Origin of the sequence: uncultured Kriegella sp., from assembly GCF_963975415.1 — a bacterium.
In the GTDB taxonomy this organism is placed as follows: Bacteria; Bacteroidota; Bacteroidia; order Flavobacteriales; family Flavobacteriaceae; genus Kriegella.
Window position 1 is genome coordinate 286,663 of record NZ_CAXBGN010000001.1, and the last position, 18,688, is coordinate 305,350.

Annotated in this window: 12 protein-coding genes; 5 read left to right on the forward strand and 7 right to left on the reverse strand. The window is 39.9% G+C overall.

The window, feature by feature from the left end; translation table 11 throughout:
• Nucleotides 1–8: 8 nt before the first annotated feature.
• Entirely contained in the window at nucleotides 9–2,114 is a 2,106-nt protein-coding gene (recG, locus tag AACZ88_RS01225; protein WP_339705003.1) for an ATP-dependent DNA helicase RecG, read from the forward strand.
• A 264-nt stretch (nucleotides 2,115–2,378) separates the two neighbouring features.
• Nucleotides 2,379–3,686 (forward strand): TlpA disulfide reductase family protein, encoded by a 1,308-nt coding sequence (locus AACZ88_RS01230; RefSeq protein ID WP_339705005.1) that lies wholly within the window; start codon nucleotides 2,379–2,381, stop codon nucleotides 3,684–3,686.
• 168 nt (nucleotides 3,687–3,854) lie between these two features.
• Here AACZ88_RS01230 and AACZ88_RS01235 read toward each other — a convergent pair whose 3' ends face one another.
• The gene (locus AACZ88_RS01235) at nucleotides 3,855–4,718 is read right to left on the reverse strand and encodes a glycerophosphodiester phosphodiesterase family protein (RefSeq protein WP_339705007.1); all 864 of its coding nucleotides are present in this window, start codon (nucleotides 4,716–4,718) and stop codon (nucleotides 3,855–3,857) included.
• Nucleotides 4,719–4,827: 109 nt separating this feature from the next.
• The gene (locus tag AACZ88_RS01240; protein ID WP_339705010.1) at nucleotides 4,828–7,032 is read right to left on the reverse strand and encodes a hypothetical protein; all 2,205 of its coding nucleotides are present in this window, start codon (nucleotides 7,030–7,032) and stop codon (nucleotides 4,828–4,830) included.
• A gap of 406 nt (nucleotides 7,033–7,438) precedes the next feature.
• Between AACZ88_RS01240 and AACZ88_RS01245 the strand changes: the two genes are divergently transcribed.
• Nucleotides 7,439–9,418, forward strand: a complete 1,980-nt coding sequence (locus AACZ88_RS01245; protein WP_339705013.1) for a hypothetical protein — start codon at nucleotides 7,439–7,441, stop codon at nucleotides 9,416–9,418.
• A gap of 100 nt (nucleotides 9,419–9,518) precedes the next feature.
• Here AACZ88_RS01245 and AACZ88_RS01250 read toward each other — a convergent pair whose 3' ends face one another.
• From AACZ88_RS01250 to AACZ88_RS01265, 4 genes are all read right to left on the reverse strand, one after another.
• Nucleotides 9,519–11,774: a two-component regulator propeller domain-containing protein gene (locus AACZ88_RS01250; protein ID WP_339705016.1), complete on the reverse strand. Its 2,256-nt coding sequence runs from the start codon at nucleotides 11,772–11,774 to the stop codon at nucleotides 9,519–9,521.
• 66 nt (nucleotides 11,775–11,840) lie between these two features.
• On the reverse strand, nucleotides 11,841–12,830 hold the full coding sequence (locus AACZ88_RS01255) for a Gfo/Idh/MocA family oxidoreductase (RefSeq protein ID WP_339705019.1): 990 nt from the start codon (nucleotides 12,828–12,830) through the stop codon (nucleotides 11,841–11,843).
• 57 nt (nucleotides 12,831–12,887) lie between these two features.
• Nucleotides 12,888–14,366 carry a sodium/solute symporter gene (locus tag AACZ88_RS01260; RefSeq protein ID WP_339705021.1) on the reverse strand — a complete coding sequence of 493 codons (1,479 nt, stop codon included), beginning with the start codon at nucleotides 14,364–14,366 and terminating at the stop codon, nucleotides 12,888–12,890.
• Nucleotides 14,367–14,445: 79 nt separating this feature from the next.
• Nucleotides 14,446–15,357 carry a dihydrodipicolinate synthase family protein gene (locus AACZ88_RS01265; RefSeq protein WP_339705023.1) on the reverse strand — a complete coding sequence of 304 codons (912 nt, stop codon included), beginning with the start codon at nucleotides 15,355–15,357 and terminating at the stop codon, nucleotides 14,446–14,448.
• A gap of 140 nt (nucleotides 15,358–15,497) precedes the next feature.
• Here AACZ88_RS01265 and AACZ88_RS01270 point away from each other — a divergent pair, with 140 nt between their 5' ends.
• Complete coding sequence (locus tag AACZ88_RS01270; RefSeq protein WP_339705026.1) at nucleotides 15,498–16,346, forward strand: AraC family transcriptional regulator; 849 nt, start codon at nucleotides 15,498–15,500, stop codon at nucleotides 16,344–16,346.
• Nucleotides 16,347–16,355: 9 nt separating this feature from the next.
• Nucleotides 16,356–17,204 carry a glycerophosphodiester phosphodiesterase family protein gene (locus tag AACZ88_RS01275; protein ID WP_339705029.1) on the forward strand — a complete coding sequence of 283 codons (849 nt, stop codon included), beginning with the start codon at nucleotides 16,356–16,358 and terminating at the stop codon, nucleotides 17,202–17,204.
• Between the two features lie 148 nt (nucleotides 17,205–17,352).
• On the opposite strand, the gene AACZ88_RS01280 is transcribed toward AACZ88_RS01275, so the two are convergent.
• Nucleotides 17,353–18,627: a hypothetical protein gene (locus tag AACZ88_RS01280; protein WP_339705032.1), complete on the reverse strand. Its 1,275-nt coding sequence runs from the start codon at nucleotides 18,625–18,627 to the stop codon at nucleotides 17,353–17,355.
• Nucleotides 18,628–18,688: the final 61 nt, after the last annotated feature.

Genomic DNA, 18,688 nt, shown 5'->3' on the forward strand with positions numbered 1-18,688 from the left:
TTAGTCGCATGAACGCCAATTACCTTCAAACCCCCATTGCCTATCTCAAAGGCGTTGGCCCAAACAGGGCAGAAACGCTGCAATCGGAATTAGGTATCGGCACCTATCAAGATCTCATAAACTTATTTCCGAACCGTTATCTTGATAAGACCCATTACTATAAAATACGGGAACTGCAGCGAAGTAATGCCGAGGTTCAACTGGTAGGCAAAATTATTCATATCAAAACCATAGAACAGAAAAAGGGGAAACGTCTAGTGGCCACTTTTGCAGATGATTCAGGAGAAATGGAGCTCGTTTGGTTTCGGGGGCAAAAATGGATTCGTGAAAACCTGAAATTGAATACACCCTATGTCATCTTTGGAAAATGCAATTGGTATAGCGGTAAGTTTTCAATGCCACACCCTGAAATGGAATTGCTGGCTACTCATGAAAAAGGCTTGAAAATTGCCATGCAACCCATTTACCCGTCTACTGAAAAATTGGCCGCCAAAGGCATTACCAACCGGGTGACCAACAAACTCATGCAGCAATTGTTTATGGAAACCAAAGGGCAGTTCACAGAAACCCTATCGCCAAGTCTCTTGCATGAACTTAAATTAATTTCAAAAAGCGCAGCGCTCTTCAATATCCATTTCCCGAAAAATCAAGAATTACTTGCCAAGGCACAGTTCCGTTTAAAATTTGAAGAGCTATTTTATATACAGTTGCAACTGGTTTCTAAAAATCTATCGCACAAACAAAAGATAAAGGGGTTTAACTTTGACCAAATCGGGGAACCCTTCAATGACTTTTACAGCAACCGATTGCCCTTTGATCTTACCGGGGCACAAAAACGGGTTATTAAAGAAATACGTGCCGACTTAGGAAGTAATGCGCAAATGAACCGATTGCTTCAAGGCGATGTAGGTTCGGGTAAAACTATTGTTGCATTGATGACCATGCTTTTGGCTATTGGCAATGGTTTTCAAGCGTGTCTGATGGCTCCTACCGAGATTTTGGCGAACCAACATTTCAATGGCATCAAAGAACTCCTCGAAGGAATGAACGTGAACTGTGCACTCTTGACCGGTTCCGTAAAAAAGTCGGCGCGCAAGCTAATTCACGAAGAGTTAGAAAATGGTGAATTACACGTTCTTGTGGGTACCCATGCCCTTTTGGAAGACAAGGTGCAATACAAAAACCTTGGGTTGGCCGTTGTTGATGAGCAGCATCGTTTCGGGGTTGCACAGCGTTCAAAATTGTGGCATAAAAATGATATTCCGCCACATATCTTGATCATGACCGCCACTCCCATACCGCGTACCTTGGCCATGAGCCTCTATGGCGATTTGGATATTTCGGTTATTGATGAGCTTCCTCCCGGTAGAAAGTCGATTAAGACCGTGCATCGTTTTGACTCGAATCGGTTAAAGGTTTTCCGGTTTATTAGGGATGAAATTAAAAAAGGAAGGCAAATTTATGTGGTCTACCCCTTGATCCAAGAATCGGAAGCTTTGGATTACAAAGATTTAATGGATGGCTACGAAAGCATCGTCCGTGATTTTCCCCAACCTAATTATCAGATTTCTATCGTGCATGGTCAAATGAAACCGGCGGATAAAGATTATGAAATGGACCGTTTCGTAAAGGGAGAAACGCAGATTATGGTAGCAACAACGGTCATCGAAGTGGGGGTCAATGTACCGAATGCATCGGTTATGATCATCGAAAGTGCCGAGCGGTTCGGGTTATCGCAACTGCACCAATTACGCGGACGGGTCGGTCGTGGTGCAGAGCAGAGTTATTGCATTTTAATGACCGGACATAAATTATCATCGGATGCCAAAACAAGATTGGAGACTATGGTACGAACAGGTGATGGTTTTGAAATCGCAGATGTCGATCTAAAGCTTCGGGGACCGGGCGATTTAATGGGAACACAGCAAAGCGGGGTGCTAAATTTAAAAATCGCCGATATTGTAAAGGACAATGATATTTTGCAAACGGCACGATATCATGCGCTTCAAATATTAAAGGCTGACCCTGCTTTACAAAACCCCGAAAATTTAGTCATTCGCCATACCTATGCACAATTGGCAAAACATAAAAATATTTGGACGTATATCAGTTAACAATGTTAAAGATAGTGTTCCCTGCATCCAAATATTGTCTTATATCATAAATGCCATAGAAAAAATGTAACTTTAATGATATAACATATTTTCAATCTCATGAGGTTTTTTATCCTTTTAGTTGCATTTCTAACCATATTTTTGAGTTGTAAGGATAAAGACATTTCCATCAAGAAACAAGAGAAGGCAATTGTTTCAACAATTTTTAAAGAACCCAAAAATGAAGTTGTTCTTATTTTAAAAGATTCCATTGAATCCCTATTCATGAATATAAGAACAAGCTCACATCAAGTTATGCCTGATATAATGGTCATGGGGAGCAAACACAAAAACAACATGTTGATTGTACCTACAGACAGTACATTGGATATAGGCATTGTGAAGACGCACATATATGTTGCCAGCGGAGCGTTTATGAAAGGGGATACCGTACAAATAAACCTCAAGGAATCATATACCAATAAAGAACCTATAAGATACCCCTATTATTCTTTAACTAACAGAGATATTAACCTTTATGAGCTTAATTTTGACTACTATGTCAGCTTAAAAACACCAACGGCAAAAACTTTTAGTCGGTACGAAATGACTTCAAGGATGAAACAATGGAAAAACCCAGCAACATTAGACGATGTATGTAAAAACATTGTTTTTACTGTTGATAGCCTATATAAACGAAACCTACTATCAAAGGATTTTCGGTCAGAAAAAATAATGGAGGCAAATGTACTAAAAGCCAGCAGTCATTTAGGTAAGGCATTTGTTGAAAAAACCACGATAAATGTTGATTCCCTACTAACTTCCCTTCAAAATGTCACCTATGTCGAAAACGATTTTTTACATAATTCCATACTAGGAGCGCTAAACTATAAGTATTTCTTTAATAGAAAAAAATATGCTAAAAGCTCAGAGTTATATGACGTGATAAGGACCAAAGACACATTATTAAAGCCTGAATTTAAAAGTGCCATATTAGATAGACTACTGACCAGAATATATGCTTCTGAACGTCCATTGTTCAATGGCTATTTAGATAAATTTAGAGTAGATATCCCTAATTCTTCAAAATACATGAACAAATACAGCAAATTGCTGGCCGAAGAGGAATCAGATAAAAAGAACAACGCAATATTGAAAAATAGCACGGGAAAACTTCTTGCCTCAAAAAATAAAAACACTTTCAACTTTAACAATATCCTAAAAAAAGAAGAAGGGAAAGTAATTCTCGTAGATTTTTGGGCAAGCTGGTGTGCTCCGTGCCGAATGGAGATGCCAGCTATCAAATCGTTAGGACAAGAAATCGACACAGCCAAATTTGCTATTTTTTCCATTTCCATTGATAAGAGTATGGTGTTATGGGAAAAGGCTTCGAAACAAGAAGGAATTGACCAAAAAACACATAACTATTTATTGATGGATGCCGATAACTCAAAACTGATAAAAGACTTTAAGATAAAAACTATACCTAGATATGTACTTTTTGACAAAAAGGGTGAATTAATAGATGCAAATGCCCCTCGTCCTTCTGAACTAGGTTTCAAAACCATATTGAACAATTTATTGAAACAATAATCATTTGGTAGTCCAATAAAATGTATTAAAGATAAAAGTATTTCGCAAAGTTTATTGGAGAGCTTTTAAATACATTCAATATCCCAGTGAATTTTACCCAAAGTACCTCACAACGAGAATATTGGCTGTTGTTCTCGACGCCTTTGCCGTGTACTGATATGTTTAATTCTATTCATGCAACCCTTTATGCCGCAAAAGTTCCAACAGCATTTCGGGCTCATCGGTCTGAATGATATTCGCCCCATATTTGATAAGCTCCTCAAGCATTTTTTCTCCACTTCCATAGCGAATATGCGCATCTTTTTCGCCTAACGTATTGATCCAAATTCGCGCGTTGTTCTTTTTCAACAAATCACCGACCGCTTTTGTATTAAATTTAGAATCAATATGTACCACAGGGGGAGCAAACTTTACAACGGCAGAATCGGCCATTTGTAGCGAATAGGCCCGAGGCATTAATTGTGCCGATTTGTCCAGTTCTTTTATTAAATCCAATTGGTCATAGTCATTATCGAAATAGAACACTTCTTTTTCGACTCCCGCCTCATGAACCGCTTTTAAAATTCCCTTGACATTATCGGTTTTCATATCGACATCGATCATGATTTTACCCTTTACCACTTTTAAAAATTCTTCAAAAGTGGGTACCGATTCCTCGCTTATTCTGCCATAGGGGGCCTTTAGTTTAAAGGCCCTGATTTCTGCCAAGGTCAAATCTTCTACCTTCCCCGTTCCCGTGGTAGTACGATCAATCGAACTATCATGCATCAGTATTAAGTGACCGTCTTTTGTTGTTTTTACATCAACCTCGATAATATCGACCCCTAGTGCAATGGCCTTTAAAGAAGAAGCAATCGAATTTTCGAAATTTCCCATGTGTGCACCTCGGTGTGCTGCAACCAAAACAGTTTTGGAAAACGGCTTACTAAATTCCGTCAAGGTTGTCGAAATATCGGTAGTCGTTTTGGTACTCGAACAGGCCAATCCTATAAAAAGGACGATTAGTACGCTTGTTAGCTTTGCAATTTTCATTCGTATGGAATTCGTTACGTTTTAGTATTGGGCATTGTCATGTCCCTATTTTGCTATTTTTCATCCGCTAATGGCGAAAGAAGTAGTTGATTTTAAAAGAAAATCACTATTATTTAGGTTGGGGAGCGCTTATGGCGTCTACATACCTACCTGCCCAATACGGAAGCAAATAGATATAGGGTGCATACTCCCGATTTCCATCGCTACCCCCATTGTTTCTATAGGCTCCATTATGTAAGTGCAAGGTTCGTTCGTCACCAGGCAATACCTCTGAATAGGTTTGGCTTCTGAAATTTGGGGCTATCTCGATCAAATCTTTACGATGGCTGTTATCTATTTTCCAATCGATAAGGTCCATTGGAAATTCGCGTAGCCACCATGCCGATTCATCGCTATCGATATCTTTTCCTCCAGAAAGTGCAAAAAGATAATTCCACAAAGGGTTTTTTTCGGATCGCTCAACCTCCCAATGGCTCTTTACTGCAGCAAAATGGGCCTTTTTTTGTTCTTCCGTCAAAGAATAATTGACAAAACCGGGAATCGTCAAAAAGTACATCTCATCATCAGAATGGTTCCATTTATCACTTAAATCTTCACCCTCTACATAACCGATTACCGAAGCAGGACGATTTGCATTCTCATCATACCCATATTTTCGTATCAACTTTTCGGCCTCCTTTTTATATTTCTTGTCTTTTGTAAAATGATATGCGGTCTGCAAAAACGATAGAATAAGTGTTGAATTCAATCGACGGTCCCCAACATTGATCGGAAAATTATTGACATATTTAGGGTTCCATTTTCCCCAAGCCGTAGGTTCACCATTCCAATCGACCAAATACCAATTATTGTCAATAATATGATCCATTTCTATTTTTATCTGATGTATCGCCCTGTCTCTCCAAGCTTTGTCGGGTGCCAATTCAGCGAAAAGTGCATACACAAAAAAGTGTCCGCAAGACTCATCACTACTTGTTGTAGATTTCCATCGCCAAATTTTATCTTCGGCCAAGCGCCAAATTCTGCCATTTTCGGCAACATGCTTTTTGTACCATTCTCCTGAAAAGCCATTGGCATGAAGGCCTACTTCATATCCGTCCCTTTCAAAAGACCTTGCCGGAAATCCGTCAAGGTCGGGAAGGCTTGTCAAACGTTCCATGGCTTCAAATGCTTCGTAAGCATTCTGTTTCGCATCTTCCGACTTTGTAACCGCATACCTAAACAATTCACCTGCCAGATACATTGAGGTCCAAAGCCCATCATTATCGGTATCGTGGTTGTAACCCGTAGAGAGGTCTCCCGGCGTTGTCAGGGTCAAATCTGTCGTGAATCCGTATCGAATATGACGAGACCGCTGTATTTCTTGAAAATAGTTCGCCTTTTCTTCCAAAGTCATAGGCTCAAAGCTAATCTTGCTCATCCCTTTTTTGGTCAAGACCAAAACAGTTTCGTCAGGACCGTCTTTTAAATCAACGACATGATCATCAACCAACCACCGTTTTGAGGCGTAATAATCATATTTTCCATCTTTACGAAGCTTAAAGGCCCCTTTGGTCGATCCGAACCATAAGGCCCCACGAATGTTTTGCAAGCTCGTGATTTCTGTCCAAGGCAATTTCTGGTTTGAACTGTTCAAAGCAAAAGTTTTGCGATTCAATGAATGAATTCCGTTGGTGGTCCCCAAAACAATTTCTTCTTTGTAAAAACACATTGCGGTTAAATTCGAAGAAGTATATACCTTTTCAATTGTTTTAAGCGATAAGTTCAACTGATACAACGCATTTTCGGTCAGTATCATAAAATGACCGGTAGTGTCATCATACGCTAGTGCTATCGGATTCAAATTGTTGATGGAACTACTCCAAACCTTTTGACCGTTCTTAAAGACGGTCAAATCACTGGTTCCGGCCACCAACGTCAAAAAATCAGCGCCTATCGCCATCATCTTTGGATCTTGTATACCATGTTCAATGTAAAACTTACCGGCCCAAGCATTGCTCAAAACCACCGAATCCGTTAGGTATATAAACTGCTCTTGATACCTACTTAAAGCGACAATATGCATATCGGTAAGTGCCCGATACTGTAAATCCCTCCTTATATTTTTCTCATGAGGATGTAGCAACCCGTCATCAGAAAGTATTTTAATGGCTTTATTTCGATCACTGGCTATTTGCAATAGCCCACTATTCCGGGTTTCTTCGTTTACATTAAATTTCTCCGCCCGATCTTGCAAAAAAGGTTGGTCGGAATAGCGTTGTGAGGTTACGGTAAGTGATACCGCAAAGCAAAAAATGAACAATAATTTTTTCATAGTACAATATAGTTTAGCGCTGATAAAATTAAAAGTATCGTAACGGACTCATATCACTATTCTTGATTAATACATGTAGTATATTAACCTATCGAAATAGTCTTTCCATGAGCATATGAAATTAATTTCTCCTCGGAATAAAAAACAATGGCCCATTAATTGAAAATCAATATTTTCCAACTATTTAAATGCTTAAAGAAGTATTTCCTTTGACTTCAGAAATATCTAGCTTCTTGATCAACCCGGGATGATTTGTAAATTACCTTGAAAAAAAATATTTTCAAGGGGTGGCAAAAAAGTAAATATTCCATGCATTATGATCAAAAATGATGGAAGAATATTGTGCTTTATTATTTAGATTTACACTCTTCAAGTCTTATATTAATAGTCGTACAATGGAAGTATTATGAATGTAACAAAAAGTATTTTTCTAACAGGATTGGTGATGTTTTGCTCGTGCAAAGAACAAAAACAGTCTTCTGCCGAAGCACAAGTACCAAGCGCAAGGTTTGAAAGATTGCCATATAACAATCCTGATTTGACTGTAGATCTAGGTGTGGGTTTATGGGCTTCACCGCTACCTATGGATTATGACAATGACGGAGATTATGATCTACTGGTTTCCTGTAGCGATGTGCCTTTCAACGGGATTTTCTTTTTCGAAAATACGAGTGGTGACTCCTTTCCGGTTTTCGCGCCTGCCGTCAAAGTTAGCGATGACCCTGTAAAACATATACAAGTATCTTATGTCGATGGAAAACCTCGGTTTTTGGGACCTGGCGAAGAATTGACAGATTTTAAGAATGCTTTTGCCGATAAATCAGAAGCCCTTTATCCTGGAGATGCTTTTGGAAAACTTCATAATAAAATTCGATTCAATCAATGGAAATATGTCGATTATGAAAACGATGGCGACCTAGATATCATTGTAGGTATTCAGGATGGTGAAGACTATGGATGGGACAATGCCTTTGATGACAATGGTGTTTGGACGAATGGGCCGCTTCATGGTTATGTCTATTTGATCGAAAACATAAATGGCACTTACGAATTAAAAGATAAGATTCTTGCCGGCGGTGAGCCTATCGATGTCTACGGCGCCCCTACCCCAAACTTTGACGATTATGACAATGATGGTGATCTGGACATTATATGTGGTGAATTCATGGATAAGTTTACGTGGTTCGAAAATATCGGTACACGCGAAAAGCCAAAATACGCCAAGGGTAAATATTTAGAAAATGATAAGGGTACCATAGCCATGGACTTGGAAATGATTTTACCTGTTTCTTTAGATTGGGACAAAGATGGTGATATCGACTTGGTTGTCGGTGATGAAGATGGTCGGGTAGCTTTCGTTGAAAATACCGGAAAAATAAAGAATGGCATGCCTGTATTTAACGACCCAAAATACTTTCAGCAAAAAGCAGAACATGTAAAATTCGGAGCATTGGTCACTCCTTTTAGTACCGATTGGGATGATGATGGTGATGAAGACCTTATCTGTGGTAATTCTGCAGGATATATTGCTTTTATTGAAAACCTTGATGGAAAAGAAACACCAAAATGGGATGCCCCAAAATTATTGTCCGCCGAAGATGAAACAATCAGAATACAAGCTGGTGAAAGTGGTTCCATTCAAGGCCCTTGTGAGGCAAAATGGGGTTACACCACCTTGTCGGTCGAAGACTGGAACAATGATGGTTTGAAAGACATTATCTTAAACTCTATATGGGGAAAAATTGTGTGGTATGAAAATATAGGCACCAAAGGAAGCCCCAAACTAAGTGCCGAAAAACCAATTCAAGTACAATGGGAAGGTGAAACTCCCAAACCGGATTGGTACTGGTGGGATCCCCAACCAAATACTTTGGCGACACAATGGAGAACCACCCCAACAGCAATAGACTGGAATAAAGATGGACTCATGGATTTGATTTTACTGGATACCGAGGGTTATTTAAGTTATCACGAAAGGTATAAAAACGAAGATGGACTTATGCTAAAACCAGGCCAGCGTATTTTTAATTCAGGTAACGGTACTTTTGATCGCAAAAATAAATTGATCAATAGTGATAATGGTCCCTTACGCTTAAATGCCGAAAAATACGGTGCTAGCGGAAGACGAAAATTAGCCTTCGGTGATTGGGACAAGGATGGTGATATCGATATTTTGATCAATGGTATAAACGCCGCACTTCTAGAAAATATGGGCGAAGATGCCGAATCAAAAACGGTGACTTTTAACTTTATGGGTGATTTATCGGATAAAAAATTAGCAGGCCACACCACAAACCCTACACTGGTCAATTGGGACAATGAAGGAAAACCCGATTTGCTTCTTGGTGCCGAAGACGGTTATTTTTACTATTGGAAGAACGATTAGTGAAACAAGCCAAAATCATTTTTTAGACAAAACACATGTTACCGGCTGGCAGATCGCCTTCTCAGAACATGGGAAACAACGAATAAGCGGACCTGTCCGCTTATTTTGTTTCTATCAAATTCTGGTAACGCCCCATCCAGTAGGGCAAAAGCCAGTACACCGGCTCTTTTTCCTGTGAAGGATTTCCGGTGACCGCTTCATAAATATTGTTATCCCAACGCACGGTACGATATTCACTTGGGGGACGCAAGGCCACTTGCAGCTCTTCTAAAATGGGCTTCCTGACCACTTTTAAATCTTCCCGTTTCCCGTTATCAATATGCCAATCGATCAAATCTAACGGTGCATCCTTTAAAAAGGCAATGGAGGCATCAAGTTCATCACTACCGCCCGAAAGATAATTATAGGCAAAGTTTACAAAAGGACTTTTGGTTTTCCGGTTCTTTTCAAACCATTCGTTTAAATGATTTTCATATTCCCTTTGAATCTGAGGGTCATCTTCATATTTTATCAAGGGTGGATAAACATACAATGCCATATAAATATCGAAATAGGTTTCCCATGCCGGGTTCGTATGGTGCAACAATTTGGCATTTTCAAGGTAGCCCTCCTCATTTATCAATTGTAAATATTCGTTCTGATATTTTTCATTTTTGGTAATGTGGTACGTAAATTTCAAAAAAGAAAGCAACTCCAGCGAATTCAGTGCCTTTTCGGAAGCCCATTCAGGATCATGGTTTAGCATTTGAGGTGACCACACCCCCCATTTTGTATGCTTCCCATCAACTCCTATCAAATTAAAATCATTAGCTATCAGATGATCCATAATTTTACTAAAATGGTTCGCCACACGCTCTTTTTCTTTACTATCTGCGACTAATGTATAATAACAATAATAACCAAAGAGGTGACCACAAAGCTCATCGCTACTGGTATCACCCTTCCATTTCCACTTTCCATCCTTAGAAATGTGCCAACGTTTTTCTACGGGTTTTTGCCGTGGATTTCGGACTATTTCCTCGGCCAATTCCCGAGGCGTATAGGTACGGTTCATGTCGTGTGAGTCTTCCCAAGAGACAGGTATGATCGTTCGTGCAAAAAAACCATCAATTTCGGTCACCTCCCGTAAATAGTGTAAAAAATCAAATGCCTTTTTTGCTCTTTCCTTTGCTTCGGGACTTTTTGTGACAGCGTAACGAAACGATTCCATGGCCAAATACATTGCCGTATATTCCCCGTCATTATCGTCATCTTCTGGTACTATGGTCGTTGAATCACCGGGAACAGTTAATTTAGACCTCCCGACAATCCATGGCTCCCGCACATGGCGTTGGATCAATTTATTGTAGAAAAAATCTGCCTTAGATTTAAGCGTCATTTGTTTTTTCTTGATGGCACTAACACCCTTTGCTGTTGCGATCCATGCATTTCCCTCATTATCAAAGGCAATATCCCTTACCTCATTGTTCATCAGCCAACGGCTGCTTAACCGCACGGAATATTCCTTTTCCCCTGGGTTGAATCTTGTAATACCATAATTCGTACCGACCCAAATTGTGCCATTCGGTGCTTTTTTAACCACATTGATATGGGCATTCGGCAGGCCGTCTTGAGGTAATTTTTCCCCAATTTTTTCAGTGGCATTGCGAATTGCAATACCGCCCATACTTCCGACCCATAACTTGCCTTCGTCATCATAATCGAGCCCTTTTACATAGGCACTAACCAAGTCTCCATTTTTTTGATAAACGGTCGTTTCATTATCACTGCAATGATAAAGTCCGACATCGGTTCCGATCCATAAACCCTCATTATTATCCGATAAGGCTGCGCGTATACTTCTGGCAGAATCAAAATTCTTTTTCTCCCATGCCCCTTCTGTAAACAACCAAATACCATGTGGCCCCAAGGCATAGATCCCTTCTTCGGCACAAACGATTTTGGCAATGGGCGGTTTAGGCCCTTTCATTTTGACCACTTCTCCTGATTTATGCGTATAAATGGCGTTCCATGTGGCCATCCACACGGTTCCTGAGGCATCTAAGGCGACATCATAAGCAGGGCCTTGATCCACGTTGTCTATTATAAGTCGCCAGCCTGGGTCAGTTGCTTTTTTCTGATAAATACCATCTTTGGTGGCAATCCAAATATTAGCATCGGAATCTACACTAATAGCCCTGACATTGTTTGCATCTGAACTATTTTCTGCAACCAAAAAACCTTCGTGATATTCTTGTTCGAAAGGGGTATCGCTATAAACCGAAAATTCGGTCGCTAAGTCGTTTTTATACTCCCCAGTACGCTCATTACACGAAAAAAATAAAAAACAAGACACTAAAAAACATACTATTTTCATAATTACGTTTATTAGGATTAAGTTTTAGAATCGAGGTAAACGGGCATGTTCCACCCGATTTCAAACCTATAAACTTACACGCTTGCCCAAGTCATGGCTTTCTCTAAGCTTTTCAATAACAATCATGTTCTTTACGGCGTCATCTATGCCGAAAGGTACCGTCGTGCCGTTTCGAACAGCCTTAGAAAATGCATCGACCTGCAGGGTGTATTGGTCGCATATATCAAATGATATGCTCTTCTCTTCTTCTTCTTTGAATACCGAAAGTTTTACCACTTGGTCAGGCGGAGGATTAAACGGAATTTCGAATGCAATGCTTCCTTGAGGGCCGAACAATCGAACCTGCTGCCCTTCGAACAACTGAATAGCACTAAAAAAAGTGGAGTTACCTTGATTGAATTCAAGAATTCCTGAAGCCAAAATATCGACTTTGGTATCGGGGTCATAGGTTATCGACGCTACTACGCTTTCAGGCTCGGCATCGAATAAAAAACGTGAAATTGATATGGGATAACATCCGATATCCATCAAACTACCGCCTCCAAAGTCTTTTTTATTTACAATACTTTTCGGGTCATCGTCAAAAAAGGAAAAAGAAGATTGTATGGTCTTTAAAGGGCCTATTGCCCCTTGATCGATCAGTTCTTTGGCTTTTATCCATTGCGGATGAAACTTATACATAAAAGCTTCCATAATCTTAAGCTCAGGATGCCTTTCAGCTTCTTTCAATAAGTATTGCGCTTGCTCGCTTGACAAGGCTATGGGCTTCTCTACCAAAACATGTTTTCCCGCATTCATGGCTTTGATTGCCCATTCTACATGAAGGTGGTTGGGCAAAGGTATATACACTGCTTCAATCTCCTTATCACCGAGTAGGTCTTCATAAGAACCATAAAACTTCGGTATCTTAAATTCCCCTGCAGCCTTTTCTGCTTTAGCGATACCTCTTGAAGCAATTGCAAACACCTCGCAAAATTCACTTTTCAGCATTGCAGGAATAACCTGTTCCATGGCGATGGTCGCTGCTCCCATGATGCCCCATTTAATCTTTTCCATGCTTAGCTATTACATCTTATAAAACTCGGTTACCCTGTACAATTTAGCCTCGGCTAATTATTTTTTGTTCTTGTTGAACAATACAAAAACCAGTGCTAATAAAATCAATCCTGCAGTGGCCACGGCTCCAACGATAATAGGGTCTAGACTGCACTCTAACCATTTAAGGTTTTCGGGCATCGCTCTGAGAAATGTACCCCAAATAATTATTAGGATACTAAAAATGACCGAAACAATACCTTGCCAACGCTTCAGTTTGACATTAAATATTGCCAATAGAAACAAGCCTAAAATACCACCCCCGAATATTCCTGAAATTTGCCACCAAATATCAAGTGCACTTTTTGCGTTAATCAATAAGAGGCTAAAAACGATTCCGAGGAAGCCCCATACCACTGTTGTTATCCGTAGAAAATTAATACTACTTTTCTCAGAAGCATTGGGTCTGAAGTATTTTTTATAATAATCTAAATACAATACGGTTGCCGAAGAGTTCAAGGCAGAATCAACGGTACTCATTGACGCTGCAAGAATAGCGGCAATGATCAACCCTTTAAGCCCGACGGGCAATTCGGTAGCTATAAAAAACGGGAATACTTCATCGCCCTTCATAATGGAAGGGTCCAAAACATGGCCAGATCCCGAATAAAAAGCAAACATGGCCGTACCTATATAAAGAAATATAGCGGTCAATGGCAGATAAATCAACATGGCGATCCAAACTGATTTTTTCGCCTTTTTTTCCGTCGCGACCGAACTATACTTTTGGGTATAATTTTGATCGGCCATCAAATTTCTGATATTCTCGGTTATCCCATAAATAATCATAACCCAAATCGTACGACTGCTCAGCGAAAAAGAACTATCGCCCAAGCTGAACTTGTCTAGATCAATTGCTTTTTGAATCAGAAAGTCGGGTTTCGAAAAAACCTCCGTGGTCAAAATATAGGCACTAAAAATCAGGCCTCCGATCATAATGATAGATTGCATAACATCCGTCCAAATAACGGCTTCCATGCCGCCCATGAGGGTATACGCTATAGTCAGAATACCAATAATCAAAATAAGCATTTGAATATCAATATCAATAAAAGAAGTTAGCAGTAATGAAGAAAGGTATAGTATAACCGCCGTTCGCCCTACCATAAAAAGCACAAAGGACAATGATGCATATACACGGCCCCAATCCCCAATTTTTTCCTCCAAGTATTTATATACCGAAATGATTTTGTTTTTACGGTAATGGGGAATAACGTATTTGGTCACAAACCAAGTGACAGGAAGCGCGGTAAGCGCAAATATCAACGGATGCCAATTCGAATCAAAAGCTTTCCCCGGTACGGCGATATACGAAATACTACTTGTATATGCGCTCATAACGGCTATACCGGCCGCCCAGGCAGGAATACCCTGACCTGCTACCATAAATTCTTCAGAAGTTTTGGTCTTTCTTAAAAAATATATACCCATTCCTATCATAACAAGTCCGTAAAGAACTAGAATGGCCGTATCAATTGCTCCGAGTTGGTAATTCATTTTAAATGGGTTTGGTGTGGCTTTAGACGGGGAATGCACTTTTAAAGGTGTGCTTTCCCGGTATAAAGAAATTACATTATTATATCATACTGATTTTGTCGAACCTTTCAATATACTCTTTGATTTCTTCACGTTGCTCAGTTTCGAACTTTCGCAACGGAAGCGCCATATAATCTTCACAAATTCCCATCACAGCCAAAGAACATTTTGTTCCTTTTGTGTACCTTGATTCGAATTTGCCAACACTATATATAGTATCATAAATTTGCTTGACCTTTCGGCTTAACTCATCGATCTTAACGAAATCGTCTGCGACCGATGCATTGTAAAGGTCGACAAACAAGGCCGGAAAGAAATTCGCTCCCCCGGCAACGGCGCCATGACCACCGCGTTTTATAGTCTCGGGCAAATATGCCTCCGTACCTACAATGATAGCAAATTCCGGTGAGCTCTTAAATGCCTCGATAAGGGTATAGAGGTAATCAACATCTCCTGAACTGTCTTTGACGCCGATTGCGCCCAATTCCTTGGCTCTTTGAAGGGTTTCTACCGATAAATGCAATTTTGTGCAGCTGGGCATATTATACATCATAAATGGCAAAGGTAATTCGGGCACAAGGCTCTCAAGGTAATCTACCATCTCATCTTGTGAAATAGGGAAATAATAGGGCGGCGCAATAACTACGGCATCAGCGCCTGCAGCTTTTGAATGATGGGCCATCGTTATCGATCCTTGAAAAGAGGTATCGGTTATACCCACAAGAACAGGTACTCTGCCCGCTATATATTTGCATGCTTTTGATATAAGTTCTTTGCGCAATTCATAGGTCAAACTGGGGGCCTCCCCATTCGTTCCCAATAAAAAAATACCGTGTACACCTCCAGAGATCAAATGCTCTACAAGTTTTTGCAAACCTTTGTCATCTAATTCACCATTTTCGGTCAATGGTGTAATCATTGGAGGGATAATTCCTTTTAGTTCTAAACTCATTGATTTTTCTTTAGTAGGTTACAAATTAAAGTTAAATGAAAGCGATACGCCACAATAATATTATTTAAATCTTATGTTATATTACCCTGTATATCAAAATTATTACGTAATATTGACGATAAGAGTTAAAATACTAAAACATGGAATTCGTTTTTGAAAAAATATTTGTTCCGAATAATCACTCTTTTATATCAAGAAAATTGCCGCTTTCCTCGAATGCCAGAATACATTCGCACAAAAATTTTGAATTAAATTATATTACTTCTGGAACAGGACGCCGCATAGTAGGAGACAATATTTCCGGCTTTGAGACAGGAGATTTAGTTCTTTTAGGGCCAGATTTACCACATTGTTGGGAACTTCTTGACGCCGAAAACAATGAACCGCCGACTTGTATTGTAACCCACTTTTCGGAGAATATCATCAACTCCGATTTCTTTAAAATGCCGGAGCTTGAAAAAGTGGTCGCTTTGCTCAAACAAGCAAACAGGGGAATTCGCTTTAAAGTTGAAAATGACACTGAAATACGCAATATTTTAGGCGCAATGTCAGAAAGTCAAGGGTTGGAATATTATATCGGTTTATTGAAAATTTTCAATAGCCTTATTAAAATCGAGGATCTTGAAAAGCTATCGAACCCCATGAACCAATCATCGGTGTTTTCTAAAAACATCGAAAAAATAAACAAGATTTACGAATATGTTTTTCAGAATATTCAAGAAGGCATCAAGCTTGAAGAAGCTTCAGCAGTATTGAATATGGCTCCGAGTTCTTTCTGTCGCTTCTTTAAAAAGAAAACCGGCCTGACCTTTATGGAATATGTAAAGAACGTACGGGTGGGTATCGCCGCAAAACTATTAGCCGAAACCGACAAGCAAATTACCCAGATATGCTTCGAAAGTGGCTATAACAATCTTGCCAATTTCAATCATTATTTTAAAGCCAGTATGGGAAAAACTCCATCGGATTATCGTAAAAACTTTAGATAGCAGCCTACCGTGACTACAATCAACTATTTCAAAAGAATCATTCTTTTTTCTCTTTTTATACTACAGACATCTTACATTTTTTCCATAAATTCTATTAAAAGCGAGGACCCAACACTTCCGGAAAGGGGGGTTTGCGCACACCGGGGCGCACGTGAATCACATCCTGAAAACACCCTTTCGGCATTTAAAGAGGCCGTTCGACTAGGGGCCCAAATGGTAGAATTCGATGTGCGAATGACCAAAGATGGAAAATTGATTATCATGCACGATGCATCCATTGACAGAACTACGGATGGCACAGGTTTGGTCGAAGACCTTACGTGGGAAGAAGTTAAAAAGCTAGATGCGGGCAGTTGGAAATCAAAAGAATTTAAAGGAGAAAGAGTACCGCTGTTGGATGAAGCACTCGATGTTTTTCCCAAAACCATTTGGCTCAATGTGCACCTAAAGGGCGATAAAGCATTAGGAGCGGCCGTTGCCAGAACCATTCTTGATAAAAACAGGGTTCATCAATCGATAGTTGCCTGTAATGCAGCGAGTGCAAAAGGTGTCAAACAAGTAAGCACAGCTATCATGATGTGTAATATGGAGAGAACACCAAAGCGTAAAAAATATGTAAAGAACACGGTCAAGGGAAACTTTAAGGCCTTGCAATTCTTGTCGAAGCGCGATGACGCCAATTTCAGTACCGATATTAATGAATTAAAGCGCCATGCAATTAAGATAAATTACTTCTACAGCAATAGTCCCGAAGCGGGTGTTGCCCTACTCCAAAAAGGTGTCGACTTTGTACTGACCGATGAATTGGAGAAAATGCTAAAAGCAGCAGAAAAAATAGGAATAGAGCGATCGCATTGAATCTAGACCGATAAGCTCAACACATAAAACCGGGAGTTTACCGATGGTACAATAGCCCAGTATCGCTATCTTCTTCCGTACCAATTGATTGCAAATACGACGCGCTTTTAAGCGAAAACTTTGTTTAAATTATTGGCACTCGTAAATCTTACTCTATAGGAAATCTGTTATGCGCCCCGTGAAGCCCTTCATGAAAATTAGACGCTACCAAAGAAAGAATGGCTATAAAAACAACAATAGCCACAAAAATGATGGTCCATTTTTTAATGTTGACAGCTTCGGAAACCGACGCAAACCATGTCCACTTTCCTTTCTTAAACAGGATAAATATTAAAACGATATTGACCACATATAAATGATGGTTTAAAATCATATTTCCAGCGAATACGCCCTTGACCACATAACTTATAATGGCATAAGTCGATAGATACACAAAGAGAAACAAAGCGATATCTTTCTTTTTATATTTTCCATCACTTAATTTCCAGAATAAAAATACCGCTACCAAAACTAATAAAATAGCAACGAAGATGGTACTGGTCATTGCTACGGACTCTAGCGTTGCCATGTCTCCCAGGCGTCTGATTAAATGTTCATACGAAAGCGATTCTCGATATACGATTAAGGGAATGAACACTACAAGAACAAATAAGGCCACCCTATTGGTCCAGTTTTTAATTTTTGTCTCATCAACAGGCCACTTAGAGCTAAATACACCATAAGCCATACCAGAGCCCCCGAAAAAACCGATGCTATACTCCATAACGTTCCACATGTTGAAGGGTATTTCCATTGTATTTCCTAGAACATGTAGAAAATTGCCAAAGGCAAAACCAAAACCTCCGCCCAATGCCGAAAAAATAGCGGCACGAATGGCAGAATTTCTATTTTCACGGGCCATATGCCATACCATAGCAAGACCGGCCCCAAAAATAAAGGCCCAAGCCTCTGAGCGTGGGGGTGTCATTTTAATGCCGATTTGTTCTACTAAAAAGAAATAACAGATCAGGCCGCCAGCTACCATTTCAGAAATCAAAGCGCCCCATTTGACCCTTTTCTTTGCCGTAGAATCGAGAACCATTCCGACCAAACCACCACCTAACAATCCGAACAAACCACCAATAACAAAAAGCATTCCCAGTCCGTAAAAAGCATTGATAAAATTATCGGCGCGACCGTACCCCACCACTATTCCGTAGCTGATCATACCACCTGCACCCCACCCCAAGGCAGAAGCTAGGGCTACAAGCACCATTTTATTGTACCAATCTTTTCTTTGCGACACCAAAACCAATGCAAGACCACCTACCGCACCAGCCCAGGCAGCCCCTTGCTCATGACCGAATTGTCCTCTGATCGCCCATGCCGTAGCCAATGACATTGCCACAATTAAAATTCCCAAAACTTGATTGCTTATCTTCATTTTTTATCTTTTCTACGTTGTCGCCTTTTTAGTAAATTAAGCAAGAAACTTCATCTCGGCC

Excerpts from the sequence above, each read along its gene's own strand:
- AACZ88_RS01255 (WP_339705019.1), bottom strand. The coding sequence starts at position 12,830 with ATGGAAAAGATTAAATGGGGCATCATGGGAGCAGCGACCATCGCCATG.
- AACZ88_RS01245 (WP_339705013.1), top strand. The coding sequence starts at position 7,439 with ATGAATGTAACAAAAAGTATTTTTCTAACAGGATTGGTGATGTTTTGC.
- AACZ88_RS01270 (WP_339705026.1), top strand. The coding sequence starts at position 15,498 with ATGGAATTCGTTTTTGAAAAAATATTTGTTCCGAATAATCACTCTTTT.
- AACZ88_RS01250 (WP_339705016.1), bottom strand. The coding sequence starts at position 11,774 with ATGAAAATAGTATGTTTTTTAGTGTCTTGTTTTTTATTTTTTTCGTGT.
- AACZ88_RS01265 (WP_339705023.1), bottom strand. The coding sequence starts at position 15,357 with ATGAGTTTAGAACTAAAAGGAATTATCCCTCCAATGATTACACCATTG.
- AACZ88_RS01240 (WP_339705010.1), bottom strand. The coding sequence starts at position 7,032 with ATGAAAAAATTATTGTTCATTTTTTGCTTTGCGGTATCACTTACCGTA.
- AACZ88_RS01230 (WP_339705005.1), top strand. The coding sequence starts at position 2,379 with ATGAATATAAGAACAAGCTCACATCAAGTTATGCCTGATATAATGGTC.
- recG (WP_339705003.1), top strand. The coding sequence starts at position 9 with ATGAACGCCAATTACCTTCAAACCCCCATTGCCTATCTCAAAGGCGTT.
- AACZ88_RS01235 (WP_339705007.1), bottom strand. The coding sequence starts at position 4,718 with ATGAAAATTGCAAAGCTAACAAGCGTACTAATCGTCCTTTTTATAGGA.
- AACZ88_RS01280 (WP_339705032.1), bottom strand. The coding sequence starts at position 18,627 with ATGAAGATAAGCAATCAAGTTTTGGGAATTTTAATTGTGGCAATGTCA.
- AACZ88_RS01260 (WP_339705021.1), bottom strand. The coding sequence starts at position 14,366 with ATGAATTACCAACTCGGAGCAATTGATACGGCCATTCTAGTTCTTTAC.